Consider the following 17,617-nt stretch of genomic DNA (forward strand, 5'->3'; position numbering starts at 1 on the left):
CGCTCTGCGGGATTTTATAAGGGTCATTCAATTATTGAATGGCCCTTTTGTTTGTCCGGCGTTTGGCCAACTCTCCTTTTCCTTACACTGTGCTTCAGACCAGCGGTCATATTCATGACTTGCGGAATATTATTATGCGAATAATATTCTAGTCGTAATATTCGGAGGCAACGATGAACGATAAAAAAGCTCAAACCCGCGAACGCATCCTTAAGGCTGCCAGCGCCGCACTGATTCAGCGCGGCCCGGCTGACCCGAGCGTGGGCGAAGTGATGGGCGCAGCCGGCCTGACCGTCGGCGGCTTCTACGCACACTTCGAAAGCAAGGACGCGATGATGCTCGAAGCGTTCAAGCAACTGCTGGGCCGGCGTCGCGACCTGATTGCCGACATGGACGCCGATCTGACCGGCGAAGAGCGTCGCGCTTTGGTGGCTGCGTTCTACCTGTCACGCAAACACCGGGATTCCAGCGAAGCCGCATGCCCGATTCCGGCCTCGATTGGCGAGCTGGGGCGTTTGCCGGAGTCGTTCCGCATAGCGCTGAACGAGCATTTGGAATTGATGGTCGCGCAGCTGGCGGCCAGCCCTGAAGACACCGACAAGGCTTTGGCCGATGTCGCGTTGATGGTTGGTGGTCTGGCCTTGGCCAGAGCGCTGGGTCCGGGAGAGTTATCCGATCGATTGCTGCGCGCCGCCAAGTCGGCGGTGCGTTGACCTGAAGGCAACAAGCCTGAGGAGAGTGCGATGAACGCGTTGAAGTGGGTTCGTGGCGTTAACGGTACCTTGGGCTGGTTTGCACCGAAACTGGTGGCAAGCAAAATGCGTCTGGCGTTCATGACTCCCCGCGCGCTACCGCTGCGCGATTGGGAGCTGCCGCTGTTGGCCAGCTCCGAACGCATCACGTTGCGCTTCGGCCTGTCGGCGCTGCGCTGGGGCCAAGGCCCTACGGTGCTGCTGATGCATGGTTGGGAAGGGCGGCCAACCCAATTCGCCTCGCTGATCAATGCTCTGGTCGATGCCGGCTATACCGTCGTCGCGCTCGACGGTCCGGCTCACGGTCGCTCCCCTGGGCGAGAAGCCAATGTAGTGCTGTTCGCCCGTGCCATGCTCGAAGCGGCTGCCGAATTGCCGCCGCTGCAAGCGGTTATCGGCCATTCCATGGGCGGCGCCAGCGCGATGCTCGCTGTGCAATTGGGCCTGCGCACGGAAACTCTGGTCAGCATCGCCGCACCGTCGCGGATTCTCGGCGTGCTGCGCGGTTTCGCGCGAATGGTGGGCATGCCGCCGCGCGCGCGTTCGGCGTTTATTCGTCAGGTCGAGCAGGACGTCGGCATGCGCGCCGCAACGCTGGACGTGGCCCACTATCAACTGGATATGCCCGGTTTGATCGTGCATGCCGAGGACGACAACTTCGTCTCGGTCAAAGAATCGCAATTGATTCACGAAGCCTGGTTCGACAGCCGCCTGCTGCGCCTGGAAAGCGGCGGCCATCAACGCGTGCTGGCCGACCCTCGAGTGATTGATGGTGTGTTATCACTGCTTGCCGGTCGCAGCCTTCAGGCGCGCCAATCGGCCTGAGCTCCGTTACACTGCCCCGGTTCAATACTTTGACCGGGAGTGGGGCATGGGCTGGGATCGGGCAACGCCGTTTACCATTGATCTGCAAGTAGGCGCCGAAGACATCGACGGGCTCGGGCACGCCAATAACGCCGTTTACGTGACCTGGCTCGAGCGCTGCGCCTGGCGCCATTCGCAGCGCCTCGGCCTGGACCTGGTCGAATACCGGCGGCTGGATCGGGCGATGGCCGTTGTCCGTCACGAAATCGATTACCTGGCCGCGGCCTACGAAGGCGATGAACTGCAACTGGCGACCTGGATCGTCGACTGGGATCAGCGCCTGAAAATGACCCGGCATTTCCAGCTCAAACGCCCCAGTGACAACGCCACCCTGCTGCGCGCGCAGACCACATTTGTCTGCATCGAGCTGTCGACCGGCAAGCCCAAGCGCATGCCGGCAGAATTTATCGAAGGCTATGGCCCGGCGATCCAGATCGCAGAGGCAATGTAAATCTCACCCTGTGGGAGCGAGCCTGCTCGCGAAAGCGTCAGGTCAGTCACGCATGCATGAGCTGACAGACCGTCTTCGCGAGCAGGCTCGCTCCCACAGAGAGATGTGTTGTCCTGCGGTCTTGCACGATATCCAGTAAACTGCCGCACGTTTTTCTTCAAGTAGTGTTTTCCCATGCAAATTGCTCTGGCGCCCATGGAAGGGTTGGTCGACGACATCCTGCGCGACGTGCTGACCCGCGTTGGCGGCATCGACTGGTGCGTGACCGAATTCATTCGGGTCAATGACCAGTTGCTCACTCCGGCGTACTTTCACAAGTTCGGCCCCGAGCTGCTCAACGGTGCTCGCACCGCGTCCGGTGTGCCGCTGCGCGTGCAATTGCTCGGTTCCGATCCGGTATGCCTGGCGGAAAACGCCGCGCTGGCCTGCGAGCTTGGCTCGGAAGTGATCGACCTCAACTTCGGCTGCCCGGCCAAGACCGTCAACAAATCCCGCGGCGGCGCCGTGCTGCTCAAGGAGCCGGAACTGCTCAACCAGATCGTCGAACATGTCCGTCGCGCCGTACCGGCGCACATCCCGGTCACCGCGAAAATGCGCCTGGGTTTCGACAGTCCTGACGGCTCGCTGGTCTGCGCCACGGCGCTGGCCGAAGGCGGGGCAGAGCACATCGTCGTACATGCGCGGACGAAAATGGACGGCTACAAACCGCCGGCACATTGGGAGTGGATCCCGCGCGTGCAGGACGTGGTCAAGGTGCCGGTGTTCGCCAACGGCGACATCTGGAGCGTCGAAGACTGGCGCCGTTGCCGCGAAATCAGTGGCGTGGAAGACATCATGCTCGGTCGGGGTCTGGTCTCCCGCCCGGATCTCGCTCGGCAGATCGCTGCGGCGCGCGCTGGCGAAGAGGTCGTCGAGATGACCTGGGCCGAGCTGATGCCGCTGATTCAGGACTTCTGGCTGCAGGCCAAAGCGCAGATGACCGCCCGGCAATCGCCCGGTCGCCTCAAGCAATGGCTGGCCATGCTGACACGGAACTACCCGGAAGCCGCCGAGCTTTTCACCGTTCTGCGCCGTGAAACCGAGCCGGATCAAGTCTCGCGTCTGCTCGGATTGCCGCTCGTCGAAGCCGCATAAAAATCTCAAAATAATCTCTTGAAATCAAAACAGTGGTCCCTATCTAAGGGTTACGCGATGCCGAATTCGGGTCGCGGAGACACAAAACCTTGCTGATTTTTTTCAGGAGATTTGAACCATGAGTACTGCATTTTCTCTCGCGCCACTGTTCCGTTCCTCGGTAGGTTTCGACCGTTTCAACGACCTGTTCGAAACCGCCCTGCGCAACGAGCCAGGCAGCAGCTACCCACCTTACAACGTCGAAAAACACGGTGATGACCAATACCGTATCGTCGTTGCGGCCGCCGGTTTCCAGGAAGAAGACCTGGACCTGCAAGTCGAGAAGGGTGTGCTGACCATCAGTGGCGGCAAGCGTGACACTGACGAAAGCGTCACGTTCTTGCATCAAGGCATCGCCCAGCGAGCCTTCAAGCTGTCGTTCCGTCTGGCCGATCACATCGAGATCAAGGACGCTGCGCTGCGCAACGGCCTGCTGAGCATCGACCTGCTCCGTGTGATCCCGGAAGAAGCGAAAGCCAAGCGCATCCCGATCAATGGAGCGCAGCAGCCGGCGTTGCAGCATTGATTCATGTGCTGACACACAATCGCCCGAACCGGCGATAAGCCGCTGAACGAAAGGCCCCGATACGTCGGGGCCTTTTTTGTGCGCGCAGTCAAAGCGATGCAGGGTTTGCCGCTGTCGGCGGGGCTCTTTACAATCTGCGCAGTTTTGCCGGCCCCCATTTCCCTGCGGTCGGCCTGGAGCCTTTTTTCATGGACGAGATTCAACAGCGCTGGCTGTGCGCGTTGTCCGCACCAATGGCCGCGCTCAACACCGGCGCCGGGTATGACGACCCGGCGTTCTGCAACGATCGTTACATCAACCTCAAGGAAAGTTGGGGTATCGATGATCGGCAACAGTTGTTCGACATGCTCGGATGGATGACCGACGACGGCCATGCCAAACACCTCAGCGGGGCCTATCTGGCGTGGCAGCGATGCCTGCCGAGCGAATGGCAGTCGTTGCTCAATGAGCTGAGCCCGCGCGAGCGCGTCCTGCATGAATTTGCCAGCCGTACCTTCGGCAGCTGTGGTCCCGGCGGCATTCTGTCCTGGGATTACGGCCGGATGGGCTTTCTGTTGCGCTGCGCCGTGCGTAATCAATGGATCGATCTGGCCGAGAGCAACTGGTTGCACAGTCGTCTGGCGTTGAGGGCGCAGTTTCATTACGGCAGCTGGATGGCTTATTTCAACGGCTTTCTGGTGGGACGAACTTTTTGGTGCTGCATGAGCAAAAGCGATGATGAACTGGCGGTCGAGATGAGTCGTGAGGGCACCAGCGCTTTCAACACCAGGATTGCCCGAGGCCTTGCGCAAAACATTCCACACTTTCTCGCCGATCTGCCATGGCACATGGATATTGATCCGCCCTCTCGTCCGGCATCGCTTGGGGAGTTCGACTGGTCATGAGTTGCTGGATTCGACTGGGCATTGAACCGACTACTGACGAAACCCTGATTCGCAGCGCCTATCGCGCCCGTTTGCCGGCGCACCATCCGGAAACCGATCCGGAAGGTTTTCAAGCGCTACGCATGGCCTACGAGAGTGCCCTGCGTCTGGCCCGTGAAGAGGAGGAAGAGGCTGAAGACGAGATTGACGCTGCACAAGCCGATGTCGTTCGGGCGCCTCAAGCTTTCCTGGATTTCTGTGCGCTGCTGGATGATCCCGCGCGACGCTTCAACTACGCGGCATGGCAGGCATTTGTCCGGACGCTGGATTCCTTGTCACTGGAGGTTTTCGATGACCTCAACTGGGGCTTGTACCACCGACTGTCCGGCGCCGGTCCGTTGTCCTACCGTTGTGCGAATCTGTTGGCGCAACGCATGGCCTGGGACCAGCAATTGCTCGATCTGGCATTCGACGATGCGCAAGCGGTAGAAAGCTTTTTGCAGCGCATCAAGACGCCCGACCCGTTCGACACGGATCTGATGAGCGCCTGGTCAGAGCCGGCACAGACCGAGTCGCTGTGGTATGCCCGTAGCCTCGATTGCATCTTTACTCAGCGTCCGCTGCACGAGTTCGCCGAGTTCGCCAGTCGGCATACGTGCTTGCCGTTGCCCAACGATGCCGCGTACCTCAAGCGGTTGCTGGTGCAGTTCACCCAAGCGGGGATGGGCGCGCCGACGTTCCTGCAGTGCTGTGCCGAACAGCACGATGCCGCGCCGGATAACGTCGACTGGCTGTACCTGCTGGCGTGTCAGTACAGTCTGTTGGGGCACGACGATCAAGCGTTTCCATGCTGGATTCGGCTCTGGAGCGAACATCGCCATCCCGCGGCAGAGAGTCGCTTGCTGGAGCTGTGTGCCAAGCGTCAGCCGACCTTTCTGCCGTTGCTGATTCAGGCGTTCGATCGTCTGGAGGACTGCGCCGTTTGGCCGGACGAACTGGGTGCTGAGTGCCAAGTGTATGGCAGTCCGTCACAACGGCCCGAGACCTTGACCCGTTGGTTGGGTGTCGGACGGCTCAAGCTTGATGCACTGGCGCAAAGCTTTGTTGATTGGCGCATGACGGGCGACGAGTTGCCATTGCTCGCGCAGTTGATCGGCGAAAACCACGACAGCCGTTTGCTGCGTCTGTACCGGCACGCCTGGGCGCTGCATCGTGGTGATTCGGCCTTGTTGCAGCAGATTGTCGACGAACCGCTGCCGGTGGACGCGCTGGAATGCCTGGTTTTGAGCGGCCTGAAGTATCAGGCCAGGCAACATCTGCATTGGCTGGCCAAGGCGCCTGTTGCGCAGGCCATGAGCGCTTTCACTGACTCGCAAACACTTTCACCGCAATTGCCGCTCGCGTTGTCCGAAGGTGCGCTGCACAAGGTTTGTCGTCTGTGGTTGCAGCGCTTGCGGCCCTATAGCGACACGGCGCTTGCACGCATCGCCGACGCGTTCGAGCTGAGTGCGGTCAAAGACGGCAATGACCTCTCGGAGCTTGATCTCATGCTCCAGTTGAGTCGGCGCGCGACAGGTTTGCCGCCGATCGGGTTGGGAGCGGCCATCTGGGATTGGCACGCTCAAACCGTGTTTTTGCTGGCATTGCTGGAACAACCCGAGCGCTGGTTGCAATTGATTGATGCGCAGTGTCTGGAGCGTTTGCCGTTCAATCCTGCGCATCCTTTGAGCCGACTGCAGCCGCTATTGCGGCGCTTGCTGCGTGAGCAGGGCAATTGCGCCGGTTTGCTCGGCTGGCTGCAGGGTGACGATCCTGTGCACGGTTTGCTGGTGCAACAGTTGTTCAGTGTCGAGCAGGCTCTCGACAGCGCCAGGCTGCCCGCCAATACCCTGCTTTACACCTGCGTCGAAAGTGACCGTGCGGCGTGCGGCGATGATCTGCTGGGCTTGTTGATGTTCTGGGGCGTGCTCTACCACGATCCAGGCCTGAGCGCCGAGCAGCACCGGGCGTTGTTGCAGTCGATTGAAGCGGTCAGTTGCGGGGATGACTGGTTCGAAGGCTTTCGCGACGGTCTGATCAAGGGCGAACCGGTGTGGCCACCGCGCAAGGTGTTGACGGATTTCGGTGTCGACAAACTATTGGCCTATGAGGCGCTGGATGCGCTCAAAAGCTTGATTCGCTACGGCGCTGCCGGTGTGCCGAAAACGCGAGTATTGCGACAACTGCAGCAGGGTAAGGATGACGTGCAGAACAGCGTCGGTTTGCGCTTGGCACTGTGCGCGTTGCTGTCGTGGTCGGAGCGGTTGCTGTTAGCCAACAGTGATGTCCAGCCAGTACCAGCGAAAGCGTTCTGGCGCCCCGGATCACGGCTGGGGCGCAAGGCTTTTATCGCTCAGGTCCTGGGATGCGTAGTGATAACCCCAATAGCCGGGCTGATAACTGGCACGACGATTGGCGGGATGCTCATCTTTTTGCTTGGCGTGCTGCTGTTGTTCGCGGCAGTTGTACGGCGGTTGCACGATATGGGCCGGGGCATACCGACACTGCTGATATTTCTTGGATTGTCGCCGTTTCTGCCATTCCTGCCGCTGGTGTTGTTCGGCTTTCCGGGAGACAAACTGCCTAACCGCTATGGCGTGCCGCCGGACAGTGGGGCAGATATGTTGTCCGGCGGGTTGCAGGCTGCTTTACGGCAACTGAACGGTTAAAGACGCATCTGGTCCAGCGCATCATTCAGCGCTGAGCGGTGGCTGGCGATTTCGCTGGCTTGCTGGCCGGCAAGCACGGTGTTGAAGGTGTCCATCCACTCGGCAATGCGCGCACGCTCGTCGCCCAGAGTTTGCATCCATGCTCGCTCCAGTCGTGCGAGCAGGGTGCGGTTGGGCAGGGCGTCGCGAGGGTGGACTTTGAACGTCGCGAGCCGGGCATGGCTGTCTCTGCGCGCCTGTTCATCCAGTCCGGTCGGGCTGCGGTCGATGCTGTGGCCGTAACGTTCGCCGGTTTCCAGAAGCGTGACGTCGACTTCCAGCAGGCCGTTGATGTCATAACTGAAACGCACATCGAGGCTCTGCAGCTGCTCACTAGGGGTGAACTGGATGTCGAAAGAATCGATGAAAATATTGTCGCGTACCCACGGGCGTTCCCCTTGGTAAACCGCGATACGGATTTCAGTCTGTTGCGCAAACGTCGTCGAGTAACGCTGCACCCGTGACGTTGGAATCACCGTGTTACGTTCGATGATCGGCGAGAACGCGCCACTGACGTCTTCGCCACGATTGGTCGAAATCCCCAGCGTATACGGACAGACATCGGTCAGAATCAATTCCTCGACCGCGCCGTCCCGCGCCTTGCATGCCGCCTGCGTCGCTGCGCCCAGAGCCACGATGGTGTCCGGATCAAGATGCCGATAAGGCAGGCGTCCAAACAACGTGGCGACCATTTGCTGTACCGCCGGCATGCGCGTGGCGCCGCCGACCAGCACCAGGCTGTCGAGGTCACGCGGTTTCAGTCGGGCATCGCGCAGAGCCTGTTCGATTGGTGCGCGCAAGCGGGCCAGCAACGGCTCCCAGATTTTCACCGCAGCGGCCTCATCCAGTTCCCATTCGAATGTCTGCTCGGCATACCGCCAGCTCAAGTGCTGCGCGCCTTCGCCGAGTTTGCATTTCAGCGGTTCGAGCGCATCACCGAGGCTGGCCATGGCTTGTGCATCGATCGTTGAGGGGGTGAGTTGCCAGTGTTTCAGGCAGGCCTGCAACAGGGCGGCGGTGAAGTCTTCGCCGCCAAGAAAGTTGTCACCAGTGGAGGCGTGCACTTCGATCAGCGGCAATGCGTATTCGAGCACGGTGACGTCGAACGTGCCGCCGCCGAGATCGAATATCAGCGTGCGTTCGAACTTCTGTTCGTGCAGGCCGTACGCCATGGCGGCAGCGGTCGGTTCATTGATCAGGCGCGTCACGGACAGCCCGGCCAGTTCGGCGGCGAACAAGGTGCGCTTGCGCTGCTCGTCACTGAAATATGCCGGTACGGAAATGACCGCTTCTGTGACCGCCTGGCCGAGAAAGGCTTCCGCGTCCTGCTTGAGTGAGCCAAGTACCAGCGCCGACAACTCTTCCGGGCTGAACTGGCGAGAGCCGAGCTGGATTTGCCTGTCGCTGCCCATGAAGCGCTTGAACGCGGCGGCAGTGCGTTCCGGGTGCGTGGTCAGGCGGGCGCGGGCGGCTTTGCCGACCAGAATCGTGTCGTCTTCATCAAGGCTGACCACCGACGGTGTCAGCACATCGCCGAGGGCGTTGCGGATCAGTTCGGCGCGGCCTTCACGCCAGACGGCGATCAGGCTGTTGGTGGTGCCAAGGTCGATGCCCAGCAGGGCCGGGCGGGGAAGGGATGCATCCTGCATGGTTGATCTCGAAGCGGCGCAAAAAACGCGACCCTACAGGCTGACGCAAACCGTGGCAATTGTTGCTCTGTTGCCAGTCTGTGCGACCGCCGATTCAGGGCAGCAGTTTTTTCAGATCCTCCAACCCCACCGGCCGGCTGTGCAGATAACCCTGATACAAATGGCATTCCAGGCCCTGCAAAAACGCCAGTTGCGCTGGCGTCTCCACGCCCTCGGCAATGACCTCCAGCTCAAGGCTGCGGGCCATCGCGACAATTGCGCGAATGATCTCCGCGACATTGGAGTCAGTGGTCGCATCGCGGATGAACGACTGGTCGATCTTAAGGGTGTCTACCGGAAGGCGCTTCAAATAAGTCAGCGACGAATAACCGGTGCCGAAGTCGTCCATGGCGAAGCTCACGCCGAGCTTTTTCAGGCGGCGCATTTTGCTGATGGTGTCTTCCAGATTCTGAATGACGATGCCTTCGGTGATTTCCAGTTTCAGCAGCGAGCAGGGCAGGCCGTGGCTGGTCATGCTGTGTTCGATGCGTTCGACGAAATCGTTCTGGCGGAACTGCCGGGGGCTGATGTTCACGCACAGGCTGAAGTTGAGCGGGTCGACCAGTTTCAACGCGATCAGTTGTTTGAAAGCGTTGCAGGCTTCATCGAGGATCCACGTGCCGACTTCGAGAATCAGGCCGCTGTCTTCCAGTACCTTGATGAACTCGGTGGGCGATTGCGCGCCGAGTTCGGGATGGTTCCAGCGCACCAGGGCTTCGGCGCCAATGATGCGGTTGTCGCGGGCATCGACCTGTGGCTGAAAGTGCACGTTGAACTCGCCGCGCGACAGCGCCAGGCGCAGGTCGGTCTCCATGCGCAGGCGCTCGCTGGCCGCTTTCTGCATGGTGTTGTGATACATCTGCGTGGTGTTGCGCCCGGAATCCTTGGCCCGGTACAGGGCGATGTCGGCGCGTTTGAGCAGGTCGGTCGGGGTCGAGCCGTGATCGGGGATCAGCGCGACGCCAATGCTCGGCGTCACTTGCAGGCGCTGGCCATCAAGGAACATCGGCTCCGAAAGCAATTCGCGAATGGTGTCGGCCAGCGCGCGCACTTGCTCGCTGACTTCACTGCGCGAACCTTCGAGGCCGCTGAGCAACACCACAAACTCATCGCCACCGAGGCGCGCCACCGTGTCTTCCATGCGCACGCTGGCTTCGAGCCGCGCGGTGATGATTTTCAGCACGGTGTCGCCGACCGGGTGACCGAGGGAATCGTTGATGTGCTTGAAGTGATCGAGGTCGAGAAACAGCAAGGCGCCGCGCAGATTGTGGCGCTTGAGCAGGGCGATCTGCTGACTCAGGCGATCCATCAGCAGGGCGCGGTTGGGCAGGTTGGTCAGCGGGTCGTGATAGGCCAGGTGACGAATCTGCGCTTCGGCGTTCTTCAACAGGCTGACGTCGCGCGCGGTCAGCAGCAGGCACGCGGTTTCATTGAGCGTGATCGGCTCGACCGAGACTTCCACCGTGAGCAATTCGCCGCGCTTGTTGCGCCCGAGCATTTCCTGATGATGCACGCGGCCCTTGATCTGTAACTCGGCGAGTAAGGTCGAGCGTTGTTTCTCTTCGGCCCAGATCCCCACCTGATAAACGGTTTTGCCCAACACTTCGTCGGCGCGGTAGCCGGTGAGGCGACAGAAGCCATCGTTGACCTCCAGATATCGCCCGGTGTCGCGCTCGGTGATGGTGATGGCGTCGGGACTGGAGTGAAACGCCTTGGCGAATTTTTCTTCGCTGGCCTTCAGCGCTGCTTCCGAGCGTTGTTGCTGGGTGATGTCGCGCAGGGTGGTGACGATGCACGGCTGGTCGCCGACGCTGATCTGCCGGCTGGAAATCACGCAGGTCAGCGACTGGCCGTCCTTGTGCTGGACGAGAATGGCCACGTTGCTCAGGCCTTGTTCGCGAATCACCCGTTCGATGCGTTGCAGACTTTTCGCCGAGGCGTCCCACAGGCCGATTTCCTCGGCGGTGTGGCCAATCACATCGGCGGCGCTCCAGCCAAAGGTCTGGCTGAAGCTGGAATTGATCTCGATGAACTCCCCGGTTTCCTGGCGCGTGACGCAGATCGGATCGGGGCTGACCTGAAACAGCGTGGCGAATTTCTCTTCCGAGGCGACCAGACGCTGTTCGCGCTCGACCTGATCGGTAATGTCCAGCAGCGTGCCGGCCATTCGCAGCGGTGCGCCGTTGTCGTCGCGATAGAGACGCGCGCGGCTTTCCAGATAGCGCGAGCTGCCGTCGGGCAATTGCACCCGATAGGTCAGTTGATAATTGCCGGCGGGGCCTTCGCGCAGGCTGCGGTACGCGTCGCGCATGCTGTCGCGTTCCTCGCCCGGCACGCCTTCGAAAAACTCCTCGAATGATTCGTGGAATGGAATCGGCTCCAGCCCGTGCAATTGCGCAGCGCGCGCCGAGCCGTAAAGCATGCCGCTGGGGATGTGCCAGTCCCAGGTGCCGAGTTGCGCCGAATCCAGCGCCAGGTCGAGGCGCTCCTGGCTGTCCTTCAAGGCCAGTTCGGCGGCTTTGCGTTCAGTGGTGTCGAGGAACGTGCTGAGCAGATAGGGCTGACCTTCGAGCTCGACCTTCTGCGCGCTGAGGATGCCGTCGTGCACCTGGCCATTGCTGGCGCGGAACTGCACTTCCATGCTGATCAGCTCGCCCTTGGCTTTGGTTTTTTTCACCAGTTCGGCGCGTTGCTCGGGGTGCACCCACAAGCCCAGTTCCAGGGTGGTGCGGCCGATTGCGCTTTGCACCGGCCAGCCGAACAGGCTTTCGAAATACTGGTTGGCCTCGCTGATCAGACCGTCATCCTGACGGGTCAGCAGAACCATGTTCGGGCACAGGTGGAATAGTGTAGCGAAACGTTTCTCCGAGCTGCTCAAGGCCTGCTCGCGCTGGCGCTGGTGGGTGATTTCGCGAATCACCCCGATCATTCGGGGCCGGCCGTTCTTGTCTGGCAGCAGGCTGCCGCTGATCTCCAGCCAGTGCAGGCTGCCGTCGGGCCAGCGGATGCGGTGATGCATCGCCTGCTCCAGCGGCGCGCCGGCGATCACCGCGTGGAAGGCGCGCACGGTTTTCGCGCGGTCCTCCGGCGGCAACAGGTCGAGATATTCCAAATCGGCGGGCAACGGCTGCCGTGGATCGAAACCGAACAACGCCTGGGTGCCCCGCGACCAGCTGATCTGCCCACGCTCGATGTCCCAATACCAGGCACCGAGCCGCGCGCCGTTGAGCGCGGCGAGCAATTGCGGCGCGCTTTCCCAGCTCTGCTCGGAATGGCGCGGATCGACGGCCTGGATTCGCGGCATCGGCGGAGTTCGGTCAACAGATTTCGGCATTGTCAGCGGGCCTTGAGCTGAGTGGCGTTAGGCACAGGAGCGGCTCTATAGGAGTAGCACAAGTCAGGCCGGGATCCCTGGCCGATCGATTTGTGCATCCAGCAGGGCCATGAAGGCGCGTGCTGCATTCGATAGCGTCCGTTCGGTGTGCAAGATATAGCCTAGCTGGCGAGTGAGCTGTATGCCCGGCAATGCGATGCTTGCCACTTGTTCGTCGAGCATGGTGCGCGGTAGCACGCTCCAGGCCAGGCCAATGGAGACCATCATCTTGATGGTTTCCAGGTAGTTGGTGCTCATGGCGATGTTCGGCGTCAGGCCCTGGGCTTCGAACAAACGCTGGACGATGTGGTGGGTAAAGGTGTTGCCGCCGGGGAAAACCGCCGGATGGCCGGCGATGTCCGCCAGACTGACGGCACCGTTGTTGATCAGCGAATGCTCCGGGGCGACGACGAAATCCAGCGGGTCGTCCCACACCGGCGTGGCTTTGACCAAGGTATGCGGCTCTGGCGCGAGGGTGATGACCGCCAATTCTGCGCGGCCGTGGAGAATTTCCTCGTAGGCCACTTCCGAATCAAGAAACTGAATATCCAGCGCAACCTGTGGGTAGCGGCGGGTGAACTCCCTTAATAGAGGCGGCAAGCGGTGCAGGCCGATGTGGTGACTGGTGGCCAGCGTCAGGCGACCGCTGACCTCGCCGGTCAGGTTGGTCAGGGCGCGGCGGGTGTCGTCGAGCACGTTGAGAATCTGATAAGCCCGTGGCAGCAGGGCGCGACCGGCCTCGGTCAGGCCGACTTCGCGGCCCAAGCGGTCGAACAGGCGCACCTTCAATTGCTGCTCAAGACCGGCGATGCGCTTGCTGATCGCCGGTTGGGTCAGATGAAGGCGTTCGCCGGCGCCGGAGAAGCTGCCGGTCTCGGCGATGGCAATAAAAGCGTTGAGGTTAGCCAAGTCCATGTCGCATTCCAGTTGGTTATCCAAAGCATAAAAAATATGAATTTGAGTTATTTAATCTAACCCCATAGGATCGGCCTCACAAGCCAAAGGGTTATTGATAAGCCCAGGGCATAGAAACAAGCTGATGAGGAACCGTCTGATGGCCGGCAAAACGCTCTACGACAAGCTCTGGGATTCGCATTTGGTCAAGCAGCGCGACGATGGCTCGGCGCTGATCTACATCGATCGTCACATCATTCACGAAGTGACTTCGCCGCAAGCCTTCGAAGGCCTGCGTCTGGCCGGACGCAAGCCTTGGCGCATCGATGCCAACATTGCGACCCCGGACCACAACGTACCGACCACCCCGGAGCGCAAGGGCGGCATCGAAGCCATTGCCGATCAGGTTTCGCGTTTGCAGGTGCAGACCCTCGACGACAACTGCGATGAATACGGCATCGTCGAATTCAAGATGAACGACGTGCGTCAGGGCATCGTTCACGTGATCAGTCCGGAGCAGGGCGCGACCTTGCCGGGCATGACCGTGGTCTGCGGTGACTCGCACACCTCGACCCACGGCGCATTCGGTGCGTTGGCCCACGGCATCGGCACCTCCGAGGTCGAGCACGTGCTCGCCACACAGTGCCTGGTGGCCAAGAAAATGAAAAACATGCTGGTGCGCGTCGAAGGTCAATTGCCGTTCGGCGTGACCGCCAAGGACATCGTCCTTGCGGTGATCGGCAAGATCGGCACCGCCGGCGGTAACGGCCACGCCATCGAATTTGCCGGCAGCGCGATCCGCGATCTGTCCGTTGAAGGCCGCATGACCATCTGCAACATGTCCATCGAAGCCGGCGCCCGCGTCGGCCTGGTGGCGGCGGATCAGAAGACCATCGACTACGTCAAAGGTCGTCCATTCGCGCCGAAAGGCGAGCAGTGGGACATGGCCGTCGAAGCCTGGAAAGACCTGGTCTCCGACGCCGATGCCAAGTTCGATACCGTGGTCGAGCTCGACGCCGCGCAGATCAAGCCGCAAGTCAGCTGGGGCACTTCGCCTGAGATGGTTTTGGCTGTTGATCAGAACGTGCCGGACCCGGCCAAGGAAATGGATCTGGTCAAGCGCGACTCGATCGTCCGCGCCTTGAAATACATGGGTTTGACCGCCAATCAGGCGATCACCGACATTCAGCTTGATCGCGTATTCATCGGTTCCTGCACCAACTCGCGCATCGAAGACTTGCGCGCCGCTGCGGTAATCGCCAAGGGCCGCAAGGTGGCCTCGACCATCAAGCAGGCGATCGTCGTGCCGGGCTCGGGTCTGGTCAAGGCGCAGGCCGAAGCCGAAGGCCTTGACAAGATTTTCCTCGAGGCCGGTTTCGAATGGCGTGAACCGGGTTGCTCGATGTGCCTGGCGATGAACCCGGACCGTTTGGAGTCCGGCGAGCATTGCGCCTCGACGTCCAACCGTAATTTCGAAGGCCGTCAGGGCGCCGGTGGCCGTACCCACCTGGTCAGCCCGGCGATGGCGGCGGCGGCAGCAGTGAACGGCCGTTTCATCGACGTTCGTGAATTGATCCAAGGAGCACAGTAAAGATGAAGGCATTTACTCAGCACACTGGTCTTGTCGCGCCTCTGGATCGTGCCAACGTCGATACTGATCAGATCATTCCCAAGCAGTTCTTGAAGTCGATCAAGCGCACCGGTTTCGGTCCGAACCTGTTCGACGAGTGGCGTTATCTGGATGTCGGCCAGCCTTATCAGGACAACTCCAGACGCCCGTTGAACAAGGATTTCGTCCTCAACGCCGAGCGGTATCAGGGTGCCAGCGTATTGCTCGCCCGCGAGAACTTCGGCTGCGGCTCGAGCCGTGAACACGCGCCGTGGGCGCTGGAAGAGTACGGTTTCCGCAGCATCATCGCGCCGAGTTACGCCGACATCTTCTTCAACAACAGTTTCAAGAACGGCCTGCTGCCGATCATCCTCAGCGATGCAGAAGTTGATGAACTGTTTAAGCAGGTTGAAGCCGAGCCGGGTTATCAATTGCAGATCGACCTGCAAGCGCAGACCGTGACCCGCCCGGATGGCAAGGTCTACAGCTTCGAAATCGATGCGTTCCGCAAGCACTGCCTGCTCAACGGTCTGGACGATATCGGCCTGACCTTGCAGGACGGCGATGCGATCGCGACGTTCGAGGCCAAGCATCGTGTTAGCCAGCCGTGGTTGTTTCGCGACGCCTGATTCGGGATTGATGTAGTCAGGGCGGGCCTCTTCGCGAGCAGGCTCGCTCCCACAGGGAATGTATTTCAAATAACACTGCTTACAGGATGTGATCCATGACCAGCACCGCCCAGCACACCCAGGTGGTCCAGAAGCAATTCGGCGAACAGGCCGCCGCTTACCTGAGCAGCGCGGTTCACGCCCAAGGCAGCGAGTTCGCGCTGCTCCAGGCTGAACTGGCCGGGCAGGGTGGAGCGCGGGTGCTGGATCTGGGCTGTGGCGCCGGTCACGTCAGTTTCCATGTCGCGCCGCTGGTCAGGGAAGTGGTGGCTTACGACTTGTCGCAGCAAATGCTTGATGTGGTTGCCGGCGCTGCCGTCGATCGCGGCTTGAGCAACATCATTACCGTCAACGGCGCTGCCGAGCGCTTGCCGTTCGTCGATGGCGAGTTCGATTTTGTGTTTAGCCGGTACTCGGCGCATCACTGGAGCGACCTCGGTCTGGCCTTGCGCGAAGTGCGTCGGATGCTGAAGCCGGGCGGGGTGGCGGCGTTCGTTGATGTGTTGTCACCGGGCAGTGCGTTGTTCGACACTTACCTGCAAAGCGTTGAAGTGCTGCGCGACACCAGCCATGTCCGCGACTACTCCGCCGCCGAGTGGCTGCGGCAGGTCAGCGAAGCCGGTCTGCATGTGCGCAGTACTACCCGTCAGCGCCTGCGTCTGGAGTACAGCAGTTGGGTCGAGCGCATGCGCACACCTGACGTGATGCGCGCGGCGATCCGCCAGTTGCAGCAGTCGATGGGCAACGAAGTGCGTGAGTATTTTGAGATAGATACCGACGGCTCGTTCAGTACCGATGTGATCGTACTGATGGCTGAGCGATAAGAATTTTTCCCGGCGCGCCGTTCAGTGGCGCACCGCTTGAAGACACGAGGAAAGCATGAGCAAGCAGATTCTGATTCTCCCGGGTGATGGTATCGGTCCGGAAATCATGGCCGAAGCGGTCAAGGTGCTGGAATTGGCCAATGACAAGTACAGCCTGGGCTTCGAGCTGAGCCACGACGTGATCGGTGGCGCGGCCATCGACAAGCACGGCGTGCCGCTGGCCGACGAAACCCTTGATCGTGCACGGGCTGCCGACGCCGTGCTGCTGGGCGCTGTCGGTGGGCCGAAATGGGACACCATCGAGCGTGACATCCGCCCTGAGCGCGGTCTGCTGAAAATTCGTGCGCAACTGGGCCTGTTCGGCAACCTGCGCCCGGCGATCCTCTATCCGCAACTGGCCGACGCGTCGAGCCTGAAGCCGGAAATCGTTGCCGGTCTGGACATCCTCATCGTCCGTGAGCTGACCGGCGGCATTTACTTCGGCGCGCCGCGTGGCACCCGTACGCTGGACAATGGCGAGCGTCAGTCCTACGACACCCTGCCGTACAGCGAAAGCGAAATTCGCCGCATCGCCCGTGTCGGTTTCGACATGGCCATGGTTCGTGGCAAGAAGCTCTGCTCGGTGGACAAGGCCAACGTCCTGGCATCCAGTCAGTTGTGGCGTGAAGTGGTCGAGCAGGTGGCCAAGGATTACCCGGAAGTCGAACTGAGCCACATGTACGTCGACAACGCCGCCATGCAGTTGGTGCGCGCACCCAAGCAGTTCGACGTGATCGTCACCGACAACATGTTCGGCGACATCCTCTCCGACGAAGCGTCGATGCTCACCGGTTCGATCGGCATGCTGCCGTCGGCCTCGCTGGACTCCAACAACAAGGGCATGTACGAGCCGTGCCACGGTTCGGCGCCGGACATCGCTGGCAAAGGCATTGCCAACCCGCTGGCGACGATCCTGTCGGTGTCGATGATGCTGCGTTACAGCTTCAATCTGCACGACGCTGCCGATGCCATCGAAAAAGCTGTCAGTGTGGTGCTCGATCAGGGCTTGCGCACCGGTGACATCCACTCGGCCGGTTGTACCAAAGTCGGTACGCAGGAAATGGGCGACGCAGTAGTCGCCGCGCTGCGGAATCTGTAATCTCTCGGGCCCGCTGCGAAATTCAATACAAAGCAGCGGCCCACTTT

At 60.7% G+C, this 17,617-nt stretch carries 14 protein-coding genes; 11 read left to right on the forward strand and 3 right to left on the reverse strand.

The genetic code is table 11. The annotated features are described in order from the left end of the window. Nucleotides 1-173 precede the first annotated feature (173 nt). The 7 genes from OK411_RS10605 (at nt 174) to OK411_RS10635 (ending at nt 7,337) form a co-directional block, all read left to right on the forward strand. A complete protein-coding gene (locus OK411_RS10605; protein ID WP_016773921.1) occupies nt 174-713 on the forward strand; it encodes a TetR/AcrR family transcriptional regulator in 540 nt (179 codons plus the stop codon). A gap of 30 nt (nt 714-743) precedes the next feature. Then, a complete protein-coding gene (locus OK411_RS10610) occupies nt 744-1,577 on the forward strand; it encodes an alpha/beta fold hydrolase (RefSeq protein WP_016773922.1) in 834 nt (277 codons plus the stop codon). A gap of 46 nt (nt 1,578-1,623) precedes the next feature. Further along, complete coding sequence (locus tag OK411_RS10615) at nt 1,624-2,067, forward strand: acyl-CoA thioesterase (protein WP_016773923.1); 444 nt, start codon at nt 1,624-1,626, stop codon at nt 2,065-2,067. A gap of 174 nt (nt 2,068-2,241) precedes the next feature. Then, entirely contained in the window at nt 2,242-3,201 is a 960-nt protein-coding gene (locus OK411_RS10620; RefSeq protein WP_016773924.1) for a tRNA dihydrouridine synthase, read from the forward strand. A gap of 118 nt (nt 3,202-3,319) precedes the next feature. Beyond that, a complete protein-coding gene (locus tag OK411_RS10625) occupies nt 3,320-3,766 on the forward strand; it encodes an Hsp20 family protein (RefSeq protein WP_016773925.1) in 447 nt (148 codons plus the stop codon). Between the two features lie 188 nt (nt 3,767-3,954). Continuing rightward, complete coding sequence (locus tag OK411_RS10630) at nt 3,955-4,650, forward strand: DUF1266 domain-containing protein (protein ID WP_024012380.1); 696 nt, start codon at nt 3,955-3,957, stop codon at nt 4,648-4,650. Beyond that, nucleotides 4,647-7,337, forward strand: coding sequence for a DUF805 domain-containing protein (locus OK411_RS10635; RefSeq protein ID WP_024012381.1), 2,691 nt, complete (start codon nt 4,647-4,649; stop codon nt 7,335-7,337). Before OK411_RS10630 ends, OK411_RS10635 begins: the two co-directional genes overlap by 4 nt. Here OK411_RS10635 and OK411_RS10640 read toward each other — a convergent pair. From OK411_RS10640 to OK411_RS10650, 3 genes are all read right to left on the reverse strand, one after another. Continuing rightward, nucleotides 7,334-9,025, reverse strand: a complete 1,692-nt coding sequence (locus OK411_RS10640; protein ID WP_264364849.1) for an Hsp70 family protein — start codon at nt 9,023-9,025, stop codon at nt 7,334-7,336. The two genes, OK411_RS10635 and OK411_RS10640, sit on opposite strands and share 4 nt — an antisense overlap. A gap of 94 nt (nt 9,026-9,119) precedes the next feature. Then, nucleotides 9,120-12,398: a PAS domain S-box protein gene (locus OK411_RS10645; RefSeq protein WP_122506455.1), complete on the reverse strand. Its 3,279-nt coding sequence runs from the start codon at nt 12,396-12,398 to the stop codon at nt 9,120-9,122. A 63-nt stretch (nt 12,399-12,461) separates the two neighbouring features. Next, the gene (locus OK411_RS10650; RefSeq protein WP_024012384.1) at nt 12,462-13,352 is read right to left on the reverse strand and encodes a LysR family transcriptional regulator; all 891 of its coding nucleotides are present in this window, start codon (nt 13,350-13,352) and stop codon (nt 12,462-12,464) included. A 139-nt stretch (nt 13,353-13,491) separates the two neighbouring features. Here OK411_RS10650 and leuC point away from each other — a divergent pair, with 139 nt between their 5' ends. The 4 genes from leuC (at nt 13,492) to leuB (ending at nt 17,570) form a co-directional block, all read left to right on the forward strand. After that, nucleotides 13,492-14,922: a 3-isopropylmalate dehydratase large subunit gene (gene leuC, locus OK411_RS10655; protein ID WP_041478531.1), complete on the forward strand. Its 1,431-nt coding sequence runs from the start codon at nt 13,492-13,494 to the stop codon at nt 14,920-14,922. Nucleotides 14,923-14,924: 2 nt separating this feature from the next. Further along, nucleotides 14,925-15,569, forward strand: a complete 645-nt coding sequence (leuD, locus tag OK411_RS10660; protein WP_136493963.1) for a 3-isopropylmalate dehydratase small subunit — start codon at nt 14,925-14,927, stop codon at nt 15,567-15,569. A 95-nt stretch (nt 15,570-15,664) separates the two neighbouring features. Continuing rightward, entirely contained in the window at nt 15,665-16,432 is a 768-nt protein-coding gene (locus OK411_RS10665) for a class I SAM-dependent methyltransferase (RefSeq protein ID WP_136493964.1), read from the forward strand. A 55-nt stretch (nt 16,433-16,487) separates the two neighbouring features. Further along, a complete protein-coding gene (gene leuB / locus OK411_RS10670) occupies nt 16,488-17,570 on the forward strand; it encodes a 3-isopropylmalate dehydrogenase (protein WP_016773933.1) in 1,083 nt (360 codons plus the stop codon). Nucleotides 17,571-17,617 lie beyond the last annotated feature (47 nt).

Source organism: Pseudomonas sp. RG1, from assembly GCF_025910115.1.
Taxonomy (GTDB): domain Bacteria; phylum Pseudomonadota; class Gammaproteobacteria; order Pseudomonadales; family Pseudomonadaceae; genus Aquipseudomonas; species Aquipseudomonas atacamensis.

Bases quoted from the DNA above. Each gene is read 5' to 3' on its own strand.
- OK411_RS10605 (WP_016773921.1), top strand. From the start codon at position 174: ATGAACGATAAAAAAGCTCAAACCCGCGAACGCATCCTTAAGGCTGCC.
- OK411_RS10610 (WP_016773922.1), top strand. From the start codon at position 744: ATGAACGCGTTGAAGTGGGTTCGTGGCGTTAACGGTACCTTGGGCTGG.
- OK411_RS10615 (WP_016773923.1), top strand. From the start codon at position 1,624: ATGGGCTGGGATCGGGCAACGCCGTTTACCATTGATCTGCAAGTAGGC.
- OK411_RS10620 (WP_016773924.1), top strand. From the start codon at position 2,242: ATGCAAATTGCTCTGGCGCCCATGGAAGGGTTGGTCGACGACATCCTG.
- OK411_RS10625 (WP_016773925.1), top strand. From the start codon at position 3,320: ATGAGTACTGCATTTTCTCTCGCGCCACTGTTCCGTTCCTCGGTAGGT.
- OK411_RS10630 (WP_024012380.1), top strand. From the start codon at position 3,955: ATGGACGAGATTCAACAGCGCTGGCTGTGCGCGTTGTCCGCACCAATG.
- OK411_RS10635 (WP_024012381.1), top strand. From the start codon at position 4,647: ATGAGTTGCTGGATTCGACTGGGCATTGAACCGACTACTGACGAAACC.
- OK411_RS10640 (WP_264364849.1), bottom strand. From the start codon at position 9,025: ATGCAGGATGCATCCCTTCCCCGCCCGGCCCTGCTGGGCATCGACCTT.
- OK411_RS10645 (WP_122506455.1), bottom strand. From the start codon at position 12,398: ATGCCGAAATCTGTTGACCGAACTCCGCCGATGCCGCGAATCCAGGCC.
- OK411_RS10650 (WP_024012384.1), bottom strand. From the start codon at position 13,352: ATGGACTTGGCTAACCTCAACGCTTTTATTGCCATCGCCGAGACCGGC.
- leuC (WP_041478531.1), top strand. From the start codon at position 13,492: ATGGCCGGCAAAACGCTCTACGACAAGCTCTGGGATTCGCATTTGGTC.
- leuD (WP_136493963.1), top strand. From the start codon at position 14,925: ATGAAGGCATTTACTCAGCACACTGGTCTTGTCGCGCCTCTGGATCGT.
- OK411_RS10665 (WP_136493964.1), top strand. From the start codon at position 15,665: ATGACCAGCACCGCCCAGCACACCCAGGTGGTCCAGAAGCAATTCGGC.
- leuB (WP_016773933.1), top strand. From the start codon at position 16,488: ATGAGCAAGCAGATTCTGATTCTCCCGGGTGATGGTATCGGTCCGGAA.